Here is a 21,505-nt window from a genome sequence, read left to right on the forward strand (position 1 = left end):
TGCGCTAAGTTGCTCGAATCTTCGCTTCAGGTAGGGGCGCAAGCGCCCGTGCCGGCTCCCCCTGTATCACGCGTCATGAGGTCACCTTGCCGGCCGGCACCAGGAGGCCGTCGTGCCACCAGGACGCCAGGCTGTAGACGTGCGGCGCCTTGAGCAGGGTGAAATGGTTACCCGGCCCGTACCAGGTCTGCAGGTGATCCGTGTGTCGGCTCCAGCCCTCGATCATGCCGGCCTGCTCGCGCTGGTTGCCCTGTGCATCCAGCGTCGGATCATCGGCCAACACCAGGCGCACCGGGCCGTTGTAGCGCTGGCGCGGCTGGTAAACCGTGCGCAGCGCAGCACCAAAGGCACGCGCCGGCCCTTGCATCACCTCAGGTGTAGAACGCGCCGAGAGCATGCCGACGCGCACCATGGCGGCGTGCAAGGCTGCCATTTGTGCCGACTCATCCAGATCGGCGAAGGCCTGCTGATCAATCCCGAACGGTTTTCCAGCCGCCAGTTGCAGGGTTTCGATCAGGCGCAGTAACACGCCGGTCGCGGTATACGGTTTGCCAACCACCCCCGAACTGCCCGGCGATTCACTGTCGACCAGGGTCAGCGACAATACTTCGCGCCCCTGGGCCTGCAGACGCAGCGCCATCTCGAAGGCCACCCAGCCGCCAAAAGAATGCCCGAGCAGATGCACCGGCCCATTCGGGCATTGCTGTTCCAGCGCCTGCAGATAAGCCTGCGCCGCCGTCTCCACGCGGCTGTGGGGCAACGCCTTGGCGTCCAGCCCGCGGGGTTGCAGGCCATGGATCGGCCAGGCCGGCCCGAACGCATCACTCAGGCCGATAAACCCCGTGACGCTGTCGCCGGCCCCCGGTATGCAGAAGATCGGTGCCTGCCCGGCCTGCCCGCTCTGAATCGTCAGCAGCGGCTGGTAAGGCGTGTTGGCCGGTGTTGCCGGCAAGGCCTTCAAGGCATCGCCGATGGCCTGCCCCAACGCCGCGATGTGCGGCGCCTGCATCATGCTCTGGTGGTCGCCAGGCACCCTGATACGCCGCAGCAGGCCCGCCGGGACAACCTGATCCCAACCCAGCGTGTCACTGCTGCGCGAGGCCTCATCCATGCGGTCTTCGGCCGTGAACAAATGCACCGGCATGGTCAGCGGCAACACGCTGTAATGGGCTTGCGCATGGCCGTGGGAGACTTCACGGTCCAGGTAGGCCCACAGGGCCTCACGGGACAGCGCCGCCAACTGCGGTTGCAGCAGGCCGGCGTCGCGGCAGCGTTGCCACAGGGTGTCAAAGTCCATCTGCGCCGCATCACCCTCCAACTGCGCGAGGGTGGCCAGCGCCTGCCCATCCACCGGCCGTTGAACCTGGCAGAAGGCGCGGCACTGTTCGAGCAGGTGCAGGCTGTGGGCATGGGCCACCGACCAGCGCGCCTTGCCTTGATCGACCAGACGCGGCACGTGGGTGTCGAGCAGGCCGAGGAAACTCACCTCCTCGTCCATGCCGATCAGCTGCGCGGCGATTTCATACGCCAGCAACCCGCCGAACGACCAGCCGGCCAAACGGTAAGGGCCGTGCGGCTGCACGCTACGCATCATCTCGATGTGCCGTGCGGCCAGGCATTCCAGGGTCCGCAACTGCGGCTCGCCCCAGGCCACGCCTTCCAGGCCGTAGACCGGAATATCCGCATCCACATGCCGGGTCAGCGCCGGGAAATACACATTCAGCCCGCTGAACTCATGCACCAGGAACAGCGGCGCCTGGGTACCGCCGGCACGTACCGTGACCAGGCCCTGCTCGAGTGCCGGCGCATCGTTGCGCAAGCGCAGCAGCGCGGCCATCGAGGCGACGCTGGCATGCTGGAACAACTGCGCCAGGGTGACCGGCAGGCCGTCCTGGGTCAGCAGGCTGACCAGGCGAATCGCCAGCAGCGAATGCCCGCCCATTTCGAAGAAACTGTCGTGGCGCCCTACCCTTGCCAGCTTCAGCACCTGGGCCCAGTGGCCCGCCAGGCGTTCTTCCAGCGCCCCGACCGGCGCCGCATAGTCGCGGCTAAGCACCGCCTGCTCAGGCGCCGGCAACGCCTTGCGGTCGAGTTTGCCGTTCGGTGTCACCGGCAAGCTGTCCAGTTGGACATAGGCGCTGGGCAGCATGTACTGCGGCAAGTGGCTCAGCAGTTCTTCACGCAGTTGCTCGATCGAGCCCGGCGAACCGCACAGGTAAGCCACCAACTGCTTGCCGGCGACCTGCCCTTCACTGTCGTCGCGAGCCATGACCACGGCTTCCCGCACGCCTTCACAGGCCAGCAGCGCGCTTTCGACTTCGCCCAATTCGATACGGAAACCGCGGATTTTCACCTGGTCATCGTTACGCCCCAGGTATTCCAGGGTGCCGTCCGGCAACCAACGGCCGAGGTCGCCGGTCTTGTACAGACGGCCCGGGCCATCGCTGAACGGGTCGGCCAGGAAGCGCTCACTGCTCAGTTGCGGCTGGTTGAGGTAACCGCGGGCGATCCCGATACCGGCCAGGTGAATCTCACCGGCCACCCCCAGGCCCGTCGGATGCCCATGGGCGTCCAGCACATACACGCGGGTGTTGGCGATCGGACGCCCAATGGCACGTGGATGGGGGTTGGCGGCAAACACTTCATTGGCGGTGGCAATGATCGTCGCTTCAGTCGGGCCATAGGTATTGAGCAGGCGCGGCGTGTGGCCGCTGCGCAGGAACCAATGCTGCACCGCCTCCGGGCTCAATTCTTCGCCGCCCACCACAATGACTCGCACAGAGGCCGGAATGGCAGTGCTGTGATCGTCCGCAAGGCCTTGCCAGAAGCGGGTCGGCAAGCTGATCACCGACAACCGAGCCTGCGCCGCCAGGCCCCAGAATTGCGCGGCATCGGTCAACCAGTCGGCACTGCGCAGTACCAGGGTGGCGCCGCAAGTCAGCGCGCCAAAGATCTCTTCGATGGAAGCGTCGAAGTTGATGGTCGCAAATTGCAGCGCACGATCCCCCGCCCCCAAGCCGGTCAAGCCACGAATCGCCTGGATCTCATTGCACAGGCCCGCATGCTCGATCATCACGCCCTTCGGCGTGCCGGTCGAACCGGAGGTATAGAGCACATAGGCCAGGTGTTCGCTGGCAAGCCCCAACTGCGCAGGCTGCGGGTTGTGCGTGCCCAGCTCGCGCCAGGGTTGCAGCGCGCTGTTCAAGGTCACCACCTGCATGGCCTGCGGCAACGTGCCGAGCAGCGGCAGCACCGCGTATTCGCTGAGCAACACCCGTGGCGCACTGTCGCCGAGCATGAAGGCCAGACGTTGCGGCGGGTAAGCCGGGTCGAGCGGCACGTACGCAGCACCGGACTTGAGGGTGGCGAGCAAGGCCACCACCATCTGCATCCCCCGCTCCAGCGCGATGGCGACACGCTCGTCAGGCTGCACGCCGAGGGCAATCAAATGATGGGCCAACTGGTTGGCCTGGGCATTCAACTCGGCGTAACTCAGCGCCTGGCCGTCGAACTCCAGGGCAATCGCGTTGGGGCTGCGCAGCACCTGGGCCTCGAACAGGCCATGGATCAATTGATCCTGAGCTTCGTCGGTGTGGGTCTGGTTGAAGTCCAGCAGCACCTGCTGACGTTCGGCCAGCGGCAGGATCTCCAGGCTGCTCAGCGATGCGTCCGGGGTACGTTCCAGGGCATCCACCAGGCTGTCGAGCGCGCCGTGCATATAGCCGCAGACCCGTTGTGCGCCGACTTCCGGGCTGACCTGAACGGTCAGGGCGAAGGCCTGGCCAAAGTCGTCGACGTCCAGCGACAGTGGGTAGTTGCTGCGTTCTTCACCGCCCAGGGCGTGGATGCCGGTCCATACCGCGATGTCTTCACTGGAGGCGGCACCGGCACTGTGACGGTAGTTGAGCAAGGCACTGAACAAAGGTGCCGGGGCGGCCACACCACTGCAACGCTGGGCCAGGGCCAGCGACGCGTGTTCATGACCGAGCAGCGTGCTCAAGCGTGCATGGGTGGCCTTGACCCCAGCCTGCGCCCCCTCGGCGCCCACGCTGACGCGCAACGGCAAGGTATTGAGAAACAGCCCCAAGGCGCGTTCACCGCCCTGCAGCCCGCCCATCAGCACCGTGCCAAACACCACCTCATCCTGGCCGCAGACATGAGCCAGTACCTGGGCCCACGCCACATGCATCAGGCTCGCGGCGCTGACGCCCAGTTGCCGTGCGGCGCTGCGCAGACGCTGGCCAAGGCCCTCCTCCACCAGCAGTTGCGCCGTTTCCAGAGCGCCGCCGGCTTGCACATCGTGCAGGCCAAACGGCAGGGTCGGCTCGTCGATGTCCGCCAGCATCGCGCGGAAAAACCCTTCGTGCTCCTGCTCCGTCAGGCCCAGGCGTGCCTGGGCCACATAGTTGCGGTACGGCACCGGCGCGCTCAAGCGCTCTTGCTGACCGGTGAGGAACGCCTGCAACTCGTACTGCAGGAGATCCATGGCGAGGTGATCGAACAGCATATGGTGGAACATCAGCAGCGCACACCACTGCTGTTGCGCAACGTCATAGGCACCCACCAGGCGCATCAGCGGCGCGTCGCGCAGGTCCATGCGGAAATGCTGCGGGTTGAAACGCTCACGCAGCTGCGCACCGGCATCGCCTTCGCCCTCCAGGCTCAACTCTTCCAGGGCGAACGGCACGTGGCGCAACACTACCTGCACCGGCTCGCTCAAGCCTTCCCAGCGCATGGTGGAGCGCAGGATATCGTTACGCTCGACCACGCCCTGCAAGGCTTGGGCAAAGGCATCGAGGCGCTCGCGACTATCGAAGTTGAACGACGCCTGCTCCAGGTACAAGTCGCCCTCATCCGCCAACAGATGGTGATACAGGATGCCTTCCTGCAACGGCGTCATGCCGTAGATGTCCTGTACGTTGGCCAGTTGGCCCGGCACGCTGGCCACGATGCTGTCGATCTCGTCCTGGCTGAGGTTGGCCAGTGGCAGCATCTCAGGCGTGATGCGTCGGCAATCAGGCGCAATGGCATTGGCCGGAATCACCAGCGCGCGGCTGCTGCCGACGACTTTGGCCAACCCGGCCAGGGTCGGGTGGGTAAACAAGGCGCCGACGTCGACCCGCAGGTCTTCCTGGCGCATGCGCTCCACCAGCTTGACCGCCAGCAACGAATGGCCGCCGAGTTCGAAGAAGTTGTCATGCCGACCCACTTGTTCCAGCTGCAGCACTTGCTCCCAGACCCGTGCCAGGCGGCGTTCGATACGCCCTTGCGGCGCCTGGTAATCACGGCTCGCCACCGCCGATTGATCCGGGGCCGGCAAGGCTTTGCGGTCCAGTTTGCGGTTCGGCGTGAGCGGCAGCGCTTGCAGGGTGACGAAGGCCGACGGAATCATGTATTCCGCCAGCAACGGCGCCAGGTAGCTGCGCAAACCGGCGGCGCTCAGCTCGACCCCGGCATGCGGCACCACGTAGGCCACCAGGCGTTTCTCGCCGGGACGGTCTTCGCGTGCAATCACTGCAACTTCCTTGACGCCGGCGCAGTTGCCCAGGCGCGATTCGATTTCGCCCAGCTCGATGCGGAAACCGCGCACCTTGACCTGGAAGTCGTTACGGCCCAGGTACTCGATCGAGCCATCCGCCAGGTAGCGTGCCAAGTCACCGGTCTTGTACATCCGCGCACCCGGTAGCGGGCTGAACGGGTCGGCAATAAAGCGCTCGGCGCTGATCCCATCAAGGTTCAGATAACCGCGTGCGACGCCGTCGCCACCGATGAAAATCTCCCCCGCCACGCCGAACGGCACTGGCTGCTGCCGGCTGTCGAGCAGGTAGATGCGGGTGTTGGCCATCGGTTTGCCGATGGTGGTGTTGCCATTGATGTCGCCGGTGTAACTCACGTAAGCCGCTGTGCAGGACACCGTCGCCTCGGTCGGGCCGTAGGTATTGATCAGCCGCACGTGGGCCGGGCGCGCCTCGTCCCAGAGTTTGAGTTTTTGCGCCGACAACGCATCGCCCGTGACGTTGATCAAGCGCACATCGCGCAGATGGGCCTGGGCCTGCTGCGGATCGTGATGCCATTCAGCGGCCAGGGTGTGCCAGTGAGCGGCCGTCAGGTGCAGGAAGGTCGGGCTAATGGCCGGGTCCCGCGCGGCTTCGGTGCCGAACACATGGCGACTTGGCGCCAGGGTCGCGCCCGCCAACAGGGCCGGGAAGATCTCCTCCACCGACAGGTCGAAGTTCAGCGTGTTCTGTTGCAACACGGTGTCCTGCGGCGTCAAGCCGAACAGGCGCGCGGCGTCGAGGCTGTAGTTGACCAGCCCGCGGTGTTCGATCATCACTCCTTTGGGGTTGCCGGTGGAGCCGGAGGTGTAGATCACATAAGCCAGGTGACGGGCATTGAGGCCCGGCACCACCGGGTTGTGTTCGGCGCCGTCGAGCGGTTCATCCAGCAGCACACGGGGGATCGCCAGGGCCGGCAGACGGTCCTGCAACGGACGCTGGGTCAACACCGCCGACGGTGTACTGTCGGCGATCATGTAAGCCAGGCGCTCCGGTGGGTAATTGGGGTCCAGCGGCACATAAGCGGCGCCGGCCTTGAGCACCCCGAGCAGGCCCACCAGCACCTCATCGCCGCGCTCGGCGCAGATCGCCACGCGCTGGTCCGGGCCAATGCCCAGACCGATCAGGTGGTGCGCCAGGCGGTTGGCCCGGCGGTTGAGCTCGGCATAACGGATGCGCTGCGCTCCGAACGCCACCGCAATGGCCTGCGGCGCGGCCTCGACCCGGGCTTCGAACAGCTGGTGAATAGTGGCCTCGTGCGGGTAGGCGACTTCGGTATTGTTGAGTGCGTGCAGCAGGTGATCGCGCTCTTCCTCATCCACCAGCGCGATATGCGCCAACTGCGCCTGGTCATCGGCAACCATCGCCTGCAGCAGTCGCTCGAAATACCCCAGATACCGTTGCAGGGTGCTCTCGTCAAACAGCGCCGTGGCGTACTCCAGGTTACCGGCGATGTGGCCTTGCACTTCACCCAGGTCCAGGGACAGGTCGAATTTGGCAAAGCTGCTGGTCTCGCCGACCGCTTCGAACTGCAGGTCCCCCATGACCAGGCTTGGGCCGTCGCTGTTCTGCCAGGTCAGCAGGGTCTGGAACACCGGGCTATGGGCCAGGCTGCGTGCCGGTTTGAGCACTTCCACCACTTGCTCGAACGGCAAGTCCTGATGGGCTTGCGCTGCCAGCGTGCGGTCCCTGGCATGGGCCAGCAAGGCGGCAACGGTCAGGTCCTCGCCCGCACCGATACGCACGGCGAGGGTGTTGACGAACAAGCCGATCAGGCCTTCGACTTCGGCACGCATGCGGTTGGCGGCCGGCGAACCGATCACCACCTCATCCTGGCCGGACAGACGGCAGAGCAGCGCGCCCCACGCGGCCATCATGGTCATGTACAGCGTGGTGCCGTGGCGTTGACTCAAGGCCTTGAGCCCGGCGGTCAGGTTGACGTCGAGCAACAGGGTCAAGGTCGCGCCACTGTAGTCCTGGCGCGCCGGACGTGGGCGATCGGTGGGCAGCATCAGCAAGGCGGGCGCATCCGCCAGCGCTTGCTGCCAGTACTGGCTCTGTTGCTGCAACACCTCGCCACTCAACCAGCGGCGCTGCCACACGGCAAAATCGCCGTATTGCAGGGCCAGCGGCGGCAGCGGGTCCGGCTGGCCGTGCCGGAAGGCCTCGTACAACGCCATCAATTCACGGGTCAGCACGCCCATCGACCAGCCATCGGAGACGATGTGGTGCATGGTCAACAACAGCACGTGGTGATCGTCGGCACGCTGCAACAGCTGTGCACGAATCAGCGGCCCCTGTTCCAGGTCGAACGGTTGCAGCGCGTCGGCGCTGATGTGCGCTTGCAGTGCCGCCTCGCTGTCGACGTCCAGACGCCGCAGGGCAAAGGCGCGCTCGGCCGGATCGATACGCACCAGCGCCTCGCTGTTGTGCTGCACGAAACGACTGCGCAGGGCTTCGTGGCGCGCCACGATGGTCGTGAGCGCGCGTTCCAGCGCGTCGGCATCCAGGTGACCGCGCAGCCTGAGGGCAATCGGCATGTTGTAGGCGGTGCTGGCACCTTCCATCTGCGCCAGGAACCACAAGCGCTGCTGGGCAAACGACAGCGGCAAGTCCTGGTCGCGCGGCACCGGCAAAATCGCCGGCAAGTTGCTGCGCGATGCCTGGGCCAGCACCTGGGCCAATGCCGCCAGTTGCGGCTGGGCAAACAGATCGGCCAGGGCCAGTTCCACACCCAGACGTTGGCGCACTTGGGAAATCAGGCGCATCGCCAACAGCGAATGGCCGCCCAATTCAAAGAAATGCCCTTGTCGACCAATCTGCTCCAGCCCCAGCAGGTCCTGCCAGATTTGCGCCAGGGTCGCTTCAATCTCGCCCTCGGGCGCTTCGTACACACCGCTGACCACCGCGTCGAGGCCCGGTGCCGGCAAGGCCTTGCGATCCAGCTTGCCGTTGGGGTTCAGGGGCAATGCGTCAAGTTGCACGTAGGCCGACGGCACCATGTACTCCGGCAGTGCGCTCTGCAGATAGGTGCGCAGGTCTTCGATCTGTGGCGCAAGGCCGGTGAAGTAGGCCACCAGCCGCTCATCACGTACCAGTACCGCAGCCTCGGTCACTTCGGGGTGGGCCGCGAGCAGCGCTTCGATTTCACCCAGCTCGATGCGCAGGCCGCGGATCTTGACCTGGTCGTCGTTGCGGCCCAGATAGTCGAGCGTGCCGTCGGCGCGGTAACGCGCCAGGTCACCGGTGCGGTACATGCGCCCGCCCTGCGTGAACGGATCGTCGAGGAAGCGTTCGGCGGTCAGCGCTTCACGGTTGAGGTAGCCGCGCGCCACGCCGGCGCCGCCGATGTAGAGCTCACCCACGCTGCCGGTCGGCAGCAGTTGCCCGTAGGCGTCCAGCACGTAGAGCCTGAGGTTGCGCAATGGCCGGCCCAGGGGAATATCGGCGGCACCGTAGCGGCCCAGGTCGGCGTCGACCGCATGCCAGGCGACCACGTCGCTGCACTCGGTCGGGCCATAACTGTTGATGAACTGCGGGCGCGGCACCGGCAGTCTTTCCAATTGCGACAGCTTGATCGGCTCGCCGCCCAGCACCACGCGGCGCAGCTGGCTCAAGGCGGACTGCTGGTCGGCGTCGATCAGCGCATAAAACGCGCTGGGGGCCAGGTTGATGTGGGTGATCGCCTGATCGCCGATCTGGCGCACGATGCTCGAAGGATCAAACGGGGTGTCCGCCAGATGCAAGGTGGCACCCACGGCCAGGCTGGCGAAGATGTTTTTCTGGGTCAGGTCGAAGCTGTGGGACGTCAGCAGCAACACCGCATCGCCCGCATCCAGACCCACGTCGTCAAGGTACCAGCCAAGCATGTTGACCACGCCCTGATGCTCGACCATGACGCCCTTGGGCTGGCCGGTGGAGCCGGAGGTGTAGATCACATAGGTCAAGTGCGTGGCCGTCAGTTCGGCCACCTGCGGGTCATGCAGGTACGGGCTGTACGCGTCATCACGGTCGAGGTCGACCACCGGCAGGCCCGGCTCGCCGGCCAGGTGTGCGCTCGCACTGTGCACCAGCAGCGCCGCCGGGGCGCTGTCGTGCAGCATGTAGTGAATGCGCTCCAGCGGGTAGTTCGGGTCGATCGGCACATAGGCGCCGCCGGCCTTGAGAATGGCCAGCAAACCAACAATCAGCTCGACACTGCGCTCCACGCAGATCGCCACGCGCTCATCCGGCTGTACACCCAGCTCGCGCAAGTGGTGGGCCAGTCGGTTGGCACGCTCGTTGAGCTCGCGGTAGGTCAGTGAACCGTTGCCGGCCTGCACGGCACAGGCATCCGGTGTGCGCAGCGCCTGAGCTTCGAACAGACTGTGCACCGTAGCGGCCGGCAACCCAGTGCACAGGCCGCCAAGACCGGCCAGCTGCTGTTGGCGCTCGTCTTCATCGAGCAGCGGCACACGGGCCAGCAGCGCCTGATCGTCGGCGACCATGGCGCGCAACAGGCGCTCAAGGTAGCCGAGGTGACGGCTCAGGGTCGGCGCATCGAACAACGCCGTGGCGTAGCTCAGGGAGCCGATGATATGGCCCTGGGCCTCGCACAGCTCCAGCGACAGGTCGAACTTCGCCGCGCTGTTGATCTGGCCGCTGCCTTCCAGCACCAGGTCACCCAGTGCCGGGGCCACGCTTTCGTTGTTCTGCCACGTCAGCATGGTCTGGAAGATCGGGCTGTAGGCCATGCTGCGCACAGGTTTGATGATATCCACCACCTGTTCGAACGGCAGGTCCTGATGGGCCTGCGCGCCCAGCGTCTGGGCCTTGACCCGCGCCAGCAAGGTTTGCACGGTCGGCTCGCCCGAGGCGTCGATACGCACCGCCAGGGTGTTGACGAACAGGCCGATCAGGCCTTCGACCTCGACACGGTTGCGATTGGCCACCGGTGAACCGATCACCACTTCATCCTGCCCGGCCAGCCGGCTGAGCAACGCGCCCCAAGCCGCCAGCAGTGTCATGTACAGCGTGGTGCCATGGCGTTGGCTGAGGGTCTTGAGGCCCTGGGTCAACTCGGCATCCAGCTGCAGGCTCAGCACCGCGCCGGAAAAGTCCTGCTGCGCGGGACGCGGGCGGTCGGTGGGCAAGGTCAACATGGCCGGCGCACCGGCCAGAGCCTGTTGCCAGTACAGACTTTGCTGGTGCAACACCTCGCCACTCAACCAGCGGCGCTGCCACACGGCGAAGTCGGCGTATTGCAGGGCCAGCGGCGGCAACGGGTCGGCCAGGCCCTGGCTGAAGGCGTCATACAGCGCCATCAGCTCGCGGGTCAGCACGCCCATCGACCATCCGTCAGAAGCGATATGGTGCAGGGTCAACAGCAGTACGTGGTGTTCGTCGCCCATGCGCACCAGACGCGCGCGCAGCAACGGCCCGTTGACCAGGTCAAACGGGGCCAGCGCTTCGTGCTCGGTCAAAGCCTGCAATTGCTGCGCTGCATCGGCCCGTTCGCGCAGGTCATTGTGTTCAAGCACAAAAGCGCCTTCGACCGGGGCGATCAGCAACTGCGGCTCATCGTTGTCGACCACAAACACACTGCGCAGCACTTCATGGCGGCTGACGATCTGCGCCAGGGCGCGCTCCAGCGCCAGCGTATTAAGGGCGCCGCGCAAGCCCAGGCCAACCGGCATGTTGTAGGCGGCGCCGGCATTGTCCATCTGCGCCAGGAACCACAGGCGCTGCTGGGCAAACGACAGTGGCAGTGGCTCTTCACGGGATACCGGCACAATCGGCGGCAGGCTGCTGCGCCCCGCCTTGGCCACCGCCTGGGCGAGGGCCGACAGTTGCGGGTGGGCAAACAGCGCTGCGAGGTCCAGCTCCACCCCCAGGTGCACGCGCACCTGGGAAATCAGCCGCATGGCCAGCAACGAATGCCCGCCCAGCTCGAAGAAGTGATCGTCACGCCCGACCTGCTCGACCTTGAGCAATTGGCTCCAGATCTGCGCCAGCGCCACTTCCACCTCGCCCTGCGGCGCTTCATAGCCACGGCTGAGCAAGGCCTCCTGATCCGGAATCGGCAGCGCTTTGCGGTCCACCTTGCCGTTATTGGTCAGCGGCAGGCTGTCGAGGCGCACATAGGCACGCGGCACCATGTACTCCGGCAGTTGCTCTTGCAGCCAGGTGCGCAGGGCCTGGATGTCCAGCGCCTGGTGCTCGGTGAAGTAGGCCACCAGGCGCTTGCTGCCCGGCTCGTCCTCACGGGCCAGCACCACCACCTCGTTGACGTGCGGGTGTTCGCCGAGGCGGTTTTCGATCTCCCCGAGTTCAATGCGGAAACCACGGATCTTCACTTGGTCGTCATTACGGCCCAGGCAATCAAGCTCGCCCTTGGCCAACCAGCGGCCAAGGTCGCCCGTGCGGTACATCAACGCGCCCGGCTCGCGGCTGAACGGGTCGAGAATGAATTTCTCGGCGGTCAGTTCAGGCCGGTTCAGGTAACCCTTGGCGACGCCTTTGCCACCGATGTAGATCTCCCCGACAACGCCCAAGGGCACCGGCTGCTGGCGTTGATCGAGCAGGTAAATGCGCGTATTGGAAATCGGCCCGCCGATCGGCACGCTCTCGGCATCGTCGGCCAGCGCACGCACTTCAAAAGTAGTGGCGTAGGTGGTGGTTTCGGTAGGGCCGTAGCAATGCACCAGACGCAGCTTGGGTGCATGCTCCAGCAGGCTGCGGAACGCCGCCGGGTCCGCGCGTTCGCCGCCGCACAGCAGCATGCGCAAGCCCTTGAGGGCGTCGGGAATCAGCTGTACGTACTGGTTGAACAGCGCCGTGGTGGTGAACAGGATGGTGACCGCCGATTCGCTCAACACGGCGCCAAAACGCAGCGGGTCAAGCAGCGTGTCGTGATCGATCACCACCACTTGGCCGCCATTGAGCAAGGCGCCCCAGACGTCCATGGTGCTGGCGTCGAACGCCGGGTTGGAGGCAAAGGCGATACGGTCATGGCTATTGAAGTCGGCATAACCGCCGTTGATCACCAGCCGTGTGATGCCCCGATGCGGCACCAGCACGCCCTTGGGCACGCCGGTGGAACCGGAGGTGTACATGATGTAGGCGACCGACTCGGCAGACTGTTCAAGGGCCGGATCGTGGACCGCTGCATCGCTCAGATCGAGGCTGTCCAGGTTCAGCTGCCCGCCGCCTTCGGGGGCTTGATGGGCGCTGGTGGTGAGCAGCCATTGCGCGCCGCTGTCCTGGCGCATGAAGGTTTGCCGGTCGGCGGGGGCGTGGACATCCAGCGGCACATACACCGCGGCGGCCTTGCTGATTGCCAGTTGGCTGACCAGCAAGTCCACGGAACGCTCCAGCAGGATGGCTACGCTGTCACCCGCCTGCACGCCCAGGCCGATCAGGTGGTGAGCCAGGCGGTTGGCGCGCCGGTTCAATTGCGCATAGCTCAGCGACTGTTCACCGTGAACCACCGCTACAGCGTCCGGCCGGATACCGACCTGAGTCTCGAACAAGGCGTGTACGGTCGAGCTCTCTGGGAACGGACGCTCGCTGTCGTTGAAGGCCTCCAGCAGTTCCTGGCGCTCGGCCTCGGGCAGCACCGAGAGCTCCTGCAACGGCGTAGCGGGCGCATGTTCCAGGGCATCGACCAGTTGCTGCAGCGCCGCTTGCATATAGACGCAGACACGCAGCGCGCCAATCCCGACCAGCGCCTGGGCATTGAGTTGAAAGCCGCTGCCGAAGTCATCGACGTTCAGCACCAGCGGGTAGTTGGTGCGCTCTTCCATGCTCAGCGCCTGAATGCCGTCCCAGGCGGCAATGTCGGCGCTGGAGACTTGCGCGGCCGCGCTGTGACGGTAGTTGAGCAAGGTATTGAACAACGCCTGCGCCGCCGGCATGCCGCTGCAATGCTGGGCCAGCGACAAGGATGCATGCTCGTGGGCCAGCAGTTGCGCCAGTTGCGCGTGAGTGGCACGTACGGCCTCGCGGGCGCCGTGGGCGCCGATGCTGACCCGCAGCGGCAAGGTGTTGATGAACAAGCCCAGCGCACGCCCGGCCCCTTCACCGCCTTGCAAGCGGCCCAGCAGCACCGTGCCGAACACCACCTCATCACGGCCACTGACCTGCGCCAGCACCTGGCCCCAGGCCAGGTGCATCAGGCTCGCGGCGCTGACCCCAAGCACCCGCGCCTGCTCACGCAGCCGCCCGCCCAGTACGCTGTCGAGCATCAGGTGCGATTCTTCGACCCCCCTGCCGTCGCCCTGCACATTCTGCAGGCCGAACGCCAGGGTCGGTTCATCGATATCACCCAGCATCGCGCCGAAGAACGCTTCATGAGCCCGGCGATCGGCGCCCAGGCGCGACTGCGCCACATGCTCGCGATACGCAATCGACGGCGGCAACTGTGCGCTCTGGCCTTTGAGGCTGGCCTGGACTTCCTCGATCAGCACCTCCAGCGCGGTATGGTCGAGCACCATGTGGTGGAACAACAGGATGCCGACCCAGCGCTGGTTGGTGCTGTCTTCGGTGTAGGCCAAATGCATCAGCGGAGCCTGGGTCATGTCCAGGCGATAGTGGCGAGGGTCGAAACGACTGTGCAGTTGCGCCAGCACGTCACCCTCGGCCGGGTCGATGGCCACCTGTTCCAGGCCCAGCGAAGCCTGGCGCCATACCACTTGCACAGGCTCCGCGAGCCCTTCCCAGGCAATACTGCTGCGCAGGATGTCGTGACGGTCGATCACGCTTTGCAGGGCCTTGGCGAACAGGTTGAGCGGCTCGGGACCGGTAAACGCAAACAGCATGTGCAGCAGGTAGGCATCGCCCTGATCCGCGGCCAGATGGTGGTAGAACATACCGTCCTGCAGTGGTGCGAGGCTGTAGATATCCTGCACATTGCGCACGCCGCCGGGCACGCTGGCGACGATGCGGTCGATGCTGCCTTGGTCCAGCTCGGCCAGGGGCAGCAAGTCCGGGGTGATCTGCTCGCAGCCGAGCTCGATCAGGTTGGCCGGCACCCGCAGCTGCGCATGGCCGCCCACGGCGGCTGCCAGGGCGGCCAACGTCGGCTGGCCAAAAAGGACACGCACGTCGGCGCTCAGTTCGAGCTGGCGCATGCGCTCGATCAACTTCACCGCCAACAGCGAATGGCCCCCCAGTTCGAAGAAGTTGTCGTGCCGCCCTACTCGCTCCACGCCCAGCAACTCTTGCCATAGCGCGGCGAGGCTGTGCTCCACCTCCCCCTCCGGACGCTCGTATTCGCGCCGCGCCAGTGCGTCGCCATCCGGCGCCGGCAAGGCTTTGCGATCGAGCTTGCCGTTGGTGGTCAACGGCAAGCGCTCAAGCATCACGAATGCGCTGGGCACCATGTAATCGGCCAGGGACACCAGCAACTGCTGGCGCAGCTCGGCCGCCACCGGTTCGGCGCCATCGGCGGCGATGACGTAGGCCACCAGGCGCTTGTTGCCGGGCTGGTCTTCGCGAGCAATCACCACCGCGTCACGCACGCCCTCACAGGCCGCGAGATGCGCCTCGATTTCCCCCAGTTCGATACGGAAACCGCGGATTTTCACCTGGTCGTCATTACGCCCCAGGTAGTCGATGCTGCCATCTGGCAACCAGCGGCCCAGGTCACCGGTCTTGTACAGGCGGGCATCGGCCCGCCCGCTGAACGGGTCGGCGATAAAACGTTCGGCATTCAGTTCCGGGCGGTTCAAGTAACCACGTGCCACCCCGGCGCCGCCCACGTACAACTCGCCCACGACGCCCACCGGCACCGGTTCGCGCGCGCTGTCGAGCACGTAGAGCTGCAAGTCCGGAATACGCCCGCCAATCGGGCTGACCCCGACCAACTGCGCATCCGCCGCTTCAAGGGCACGGTAAGTCACATGCACCGTGGTTTCGGTGATGCCGTACATGTTCACCAGTTGCGTACCGGCGTTGGCCGTACGCGCATACCAAGGCTTGAGCATCCCCGGTTCCAGGGCTTCGCCACCGAAAATCACCTGGCGCAGGGAATGCTTCAAGGCACTCTGGCCCTGGGCGGCGATCAATGAACGGAAGGCGCTCGGGGTCTGGTTGAGGATGGTCACACCGGCGCTGCACAAGAGCGCATAGCACTCGTCCGGCGAGCGACTGGTGAGTTGCGGCACCACCAGCAACTGCCCGCCGTGGATCAGCGCGCCCCAGATTTCCCAGACCGAGAAGTCGAAGGCGAACGAGTGGAACAGCGCCCACACGTCGCGGTCATTGAAGTTGAACCACCCTTCGGTGGCGGAGAACAGCCGCGCCACGTTGCGGTGCTCGATCATCACGCCTTTGGGCAGACCGGTGGAGCCCGAGGTGTAGATCACGTAAGCCAGGTTGGCCGAGGTCAGGCCGGGCACTTGCGGGTTGTGCATCGGCTGCAGTTGCAGCTCCGTCGCGTCCAGATCGATCACCGGCACCGCAAGTTCGGCAACCCGCGCCTGTGTCGCCGCCTGCACCAGCACCGCCACCGGCGCACTGTCCTGCAGGGTGTAACTGATGCGTTCCTGCGGGTAGGCGGGGTCAATCGGCACGTAACCGGCGCCCGCCTTGAGGATGCCGAGCAAGCCGATGATCATTTCCAGCCCGCGCTCGACGCAGATTGCCACCCGATCATCCGGGCGCACGCCCAGGCTCAGCAGGCGGTGCGCGACCCTGTTCGCGCGGGTGTTCAGCTCGGCGTAGCTCAGGTGGCTGTCTTCAAACACCACCGCGATGGCCTCGGGTTGCTCGGCAGCCTGGCGCTCGATCTGGTGATGAATCAACGCGGCATCGGCATACAGGCTGTCCGTGGCGTTCCAGTGTTGCAACAGTTGCTCACGCTCAAGCGCCGGCAACATGCCCAGGCTTGGCAGCGCGGCCTGTGGCGTCTGTTCCAGCGCCTGCACGAGGTTTTCCAGGACACATTGCATATAGCCGCAGATGCGCGCGGCACCAATGCTGCCATCGGCCATGACCGACAGGCTGAAGGCATCGCCGGTGTCGTTGACCGACAGGGTCAGCGGGTAGTTGGTGCGTTCCTTGCTGTCGAGGATGCCGATACCTTCCCAGGCGGCCTGCGCGGCCTGGGACACATCCCCACCGCCAAGCTGGCGGTAGTTGAGCAGCGAGCTGAACAGCGGCGTAGAGGGCGCCACCTTGCTGCAGCGCTGCGCCAGCACCAGCGACGCGTGCTCATGGCCGAGCAGACCGGTCAGGCGCGCATGGGTCGTCTTGACCAGGCTGCGCACGCCCGCCTCACTGAGGCTGATGCGCAACGGCAGGGTGTTGATGAACATCCCCAGGGCGCGGTCGGCGCCTTCGCCACCTTGCAGGCGCCCCAGCAAGACCGTACCGAACACCACGTCATCGCGGCCGGAAACACCGCCCAGCACCCGGGCCCACGCCAGGTGATACAGGCTCGCCGGGGTCACGCCCAACTGCCGAGCCAGTTGGCGCAGGCGCGTGTTGAGGTGGTCATCGAGTGGCAGCAGCACCTCCTCCACCCCGTGGCCATCGCCTTGCACATCCTGCAGGCCAAACGGCAGGGTTGGCTCGTCGATGTCGCCGAGCATTTCACTGAAGAACGCTTCATGCGCTTCGCGGCTCACGCCCAGACGTGCCTGCGCCACGTAATTGCGATACGGCACCGAAGCCGGCAATTGTGCTTCTTCACCGCGGGTATGGGCTTCGACTTCGGCGATCAGCATGCGCAGGGAGGTTGCGTCGTCCACCAGGTGGTGCAACAGCAACACGGCCACCCAGCGTTGGTTGGGGGCGTCCTCGCTGTAGCCGATGCGCATCAGCGGGGCCTGGCGAATGTCCAGGCGATGGTGGCGCGGGTTGAGGCAGGCGGTCAGCTGTTCTGCGATATCACCAGCGGCCGGGTCCAGGGGGATTTCATCGAGGCCCAGGCGTGCCTCGCGCCAGACCACTTGCACCGGCTCGTCCAGGCGCTCCCAGACCACCGCGGTACGCAGAATGTCATGTCGCGAAATCACCCCTTGCAGTGCCTCGGCGAAACGTGTCAGCCGCTCGCGGCTGGTGAAGCTGAAGGTCACGTATTGCAGATAGGGGTCGCCCTGGGCGGCCGCCAAATGGTGGTACAGGATGCCCTCCTGCAGGGGCGCCAGGCTGTAGATTTCCTGGACGTTGCGCGCCCCGCCCGGCACCGTCGCCACGATGCGCTCGATGGCCTCCTGATCGAGGTCCGCCAGGGGCAGCATGTCCGGGGTGATGTGTTCGCAACCCTCGGGCACGCGATTGGCGGGGACCTCCACCTCCTTGCTCGCACCGGCGACAGCCGAGGCCAGGGCCGCGAGGGTCGGCTGACCGAACAGCACACGCACATCGGCCGCGAGCCCGACCTGACGCATGCGCTCGATCAACTTGACCGCCAGCAACGAGTGGCCACCCAACTCGAAAAAGTGATCCTGGCGCCCGACCTGCTGAACATTGAGCAGGTCCTGCCAGATCGTCGCGATCGCCGCTTCGACTGCGCCTTGAGGCGCTTCGTATTGACGCCGCGCCAGCGCGTCGGCGTCCGGCGCCGGCAAGGCCTTGCGGTCGAGCTTGCCGTTGGTGGTCAACGGCAAGCTGTCGAGCATGACAAAGGCGCCAGGCACCATGTACTCGGCCAGATGCACCAGCAACTGGGTCCGCAGGTCGGCGGCGTTCGGCGCCCTACCCTCAGCGCCAATCACGTAGGCCACCAGGCGTTTGTCCCCCGGCGTGTCTTCACGGGCAATCACCACGGCTTCGCGCACGCCGTCACAGGCGGCCAGGCGCGCTTCGATTTCGCCCAGTTCAATCCGGAAACCGCGAATTTTCACTTGGTCGTCGTTACGCCCCAGATAGTCGATGCTGCCGTCTGCCAGGCGACGGCCCAGGTCGCCGGTCTTGTACAGGCGAGCGCCGGGGCGGTCGCTGAACGGGTCGGCGATAAAGCGCTCGGCATTCAGTTCCGGGCGGTTCAGGTAACCACGGGCCACGCCCGCGCCACCCACGTACAGCTCGCCCACCACCCCGACCGGCACGGGTTCGCGCCGATCATCGAGCACATACAACTGCAAGTCCGGAATGCCCCCGCCAATCGGGCTGGCACCCACCAACTGCGCATCCGCCGCTTCAAGGGCACGGTAAGTCACATGCACGGTGGTTTCAGTGATGCCGTACATGTTCACCAGTTGCGTACCGGCATTGGCGCTGTGCGCGTACCACGGCTTGAGCATCCCCGGTTCCAGCGCTTCGCCACCAAAAATCACCTGGCGCAGGGCGTGCTTGAGCGGGCTCTGCCCCTGGGCCACGATCAGCGCGCGGAAGGCGCTGGGGGTCTGGTTGAGAATGGTCACACCGGCGCTGCACAGCAGCGCATAGCATTCATCGGGCGAACGGCTGGTCAACTGCGGCACCACCAGCAACTGCCCGCCGTGCATCAGCGCACCCCAGATTTCCCAGACCGAGAAGTCGAAGGCGAACGAGTGGAACAAAGCCCATACATCGTGATGGTCGAAGTGGAACCAGGCCTCGGTGGCGGTGAACAGGCGCGCCACGTTGTGGTGTTCGATCATCACGCCCTTGGGCAACCCGGTGGAACCGGAGGTGTAGATCACATAGGCCAGGTTCGCCGGCGTCAGGCCCGCGACCTGGGGGTTGGCGGTTGATTGGTCCTGGCAGTCGCCGACGTCCAGCGTGATCACCGGCACCGACAACTCGGCCACCCGAGTGTGAGTCGCCTGTTGCACCAGCACCGCCACCGGCGCGCTGTCTTGCAAGGTGTAGCTGATGCGTTCCTGGGGGTAGGCCGGATCGATCGGTACATAACCGGCACCGGCCTTGAGAATGCCCAACAGGCCAATGATCATTTCCAGACCGCGCTCGACGCAGATCGCCACCCGATCATCCGGGCGCACGCCCAACGCCAGCAGGCGATGGGCGACCTGGTTGGCGCGCTGGTTGAGGGCGCCGTAGCTCAGGCGCTGGTCGTCGAACACCACCGCGACAGCCTCAGGCTGCGCCGCCGCACGGGCTTCGACCTGGCTGTGGATCAGCGCGTCGTCGGCATACTGCGTTTCATTGCTGTTCCAGGCGTGCAGCAGATGTTCGCGCTCGGTGGCCGGCAGGATACCCAGGGTGTGCAGCGGCGCCTGGGGGCTGTGCTCCAGCGCATCGACCTGACTCTGCAAGGCGGCATTGAGGTAGCGCGCGACACGCTCGGCACCAATCTCGGGGCCCGCGAGTACGGTGATATGGAAATCCTCGCTCAGGTCATCGAAGTTGATGGTCAAGGGGTAGTTGGTGCGTTCCTCTGCTCCGAGCGCCTGCATGCCGGCCCAGGCTGCCTGCGCTTCGCTGGTGGCGCCGATGGCACTGTGGCGGTAATTGAGCATCGCGCTGAACAGCGGCGTCGGCGTGGCCACGGCGCTGCAGCGCTGGGCCAGGGCCAGCGAGGCGTGCTCATGCTGAAGCAGCGCGGTCAGGCGCTGATGGGTCAACTTCAGGCCACTGCGCACGCTTTGCGCACCGACGCTGACACGCAGCGGCAAGGTGTTGATGAACATGCCCAGGGCACGCTCAGAGCCCTCGCCCGCGTGCATGCGCCCCAGCAGGACCGTACCGAAGACGACTTCCTCGCGCCCGGACACTTTGCCCAGTACTTGCGCCAGCGCCAGGTGCACCATGCTGGCGGCGCTCACGCCCATCTGGCGCGCCTGGGCACGCAGGCGCTTGCTCAAAGCGCTGTCGAGCATCAGGTGGCTTTCGTCGATACCCTGACCATCCCCCTGAACGTCCTGCGCGCCGAAAGGCAGGGTCGGCTCATCGATGTCGCCGAGCATTTCGCGAAAGAACGCTTCATGCTGCTGTTCCGTCACACCCAGCAGAGCCTGGGCCACGTAGTTGCGGTACGGCACCGGCTCGCCGAGGTGCTCGACCTGTCCCAGCAGGAAGGCCTGCATTTCATGCTGCACCACCTCCATCGCGGTATGGTCCAGCGCCATGTGGTGAAACATCAACACCGCCACCCAACGCTGATTCGGCGAGTCCAGCGCAAAAGCCATGCGCATCATCGGCGCCTGGCGAATGTCCAGGCGATAATGGCGGGCATCGAAGCGACCTTGCAGCTGGCTCAGCACATCACCGTCGCGCGGGTCCAGGTGCACTTCCTCACTGATCAGCGCAGCCTTGCGCAGCACCACCTGGACCGGTTCATCGAGGCTCTCCCAGACCACGGTGGTGCGCAGAATGTCGTGACGCTGGATCACGTACTGCAAGGCTTCGGTGAATTGCTCAAGGCGCTCGCGGCTGTCGAAGGCGTACTGCGATTGCAGCAGATACGGGTCACCCTGCTCGGCGGACAAGTGGTGGTACAGCATGCCTTGCTGCAACGGCGCCAGCGGGTAGATGTCTTTCACGTTGGCCAGGCCACCGGGCACGGCGTCGACAATCTGGTCGATGGTCGCCTGGTCCAGTGTCGTCAATGGCAGCATCTGCGGGGTGATGCGATAGGCAGGGCTCAGCCAGTCGCCACCGTTGCGGGCGATCAATTCAAGCAATTGCGCCTTGTGCCTGCGCAGGCCGTCGATCACCCCGTCATCGAGTCCCTCATCGTCGCCCAGGATGATCAGGTCATCCTCTTCACGTTGCAGATGGATCGCGTGGGTCGAAAGAACTGCCATCAATTCGCTGAAGTGCATGGTGTGACCTGCTTAAGATTCGAAAACAGTGACGAAAAAAGCCCGACTTCGCGTGTAACCGAAATACCGGGCATCGAGCGTCGGCGCATGCCTTGCTTGGGCAGAGGCGCCGCCGCCGACAGGTTCAAAAAGGGATGGGTTGAATACGTGCCACAGGACTCCCCACAGGGCAGGAAAACTAAAACATCCGCACTGAGGTGTATGTCATGGGAAGCCGGGACAATGCAGGGGTGCCCTGCGGATAAACAGGCGGGAGCC

The 21,505-nt window shown here is 65.3% G+C and carries 1 protein-coding gene; it reads right to left on the minus strand.

From position 1 onward, the window contains the following. Positions 1-73 precede the first annotated feature (73 nt). A complete protein-coding gene (locus GWQ44_RS24755) occupies positions 74-21,247 on the minus strand; it encodes a non-ribosomal peptide synthase/polyketide synthase (RefSeq protein ID WP_345894552.1) in 21,174 nt (7,057 codons plus the stop codon). Positions 21,248-21,505 lie beyond the last annotated feature (258 nt).

This window comes from Pseudomonas sp. 3MA1 (genome assembly GCF_029237275.1).
GTDB lineage: Bacteria > Pseudomonadota > Gammaproteobacteria > Pseudomonadales > Pseudomonadaceae > Aquipseudomonas > Aquipseudomonas fluorescens_AP.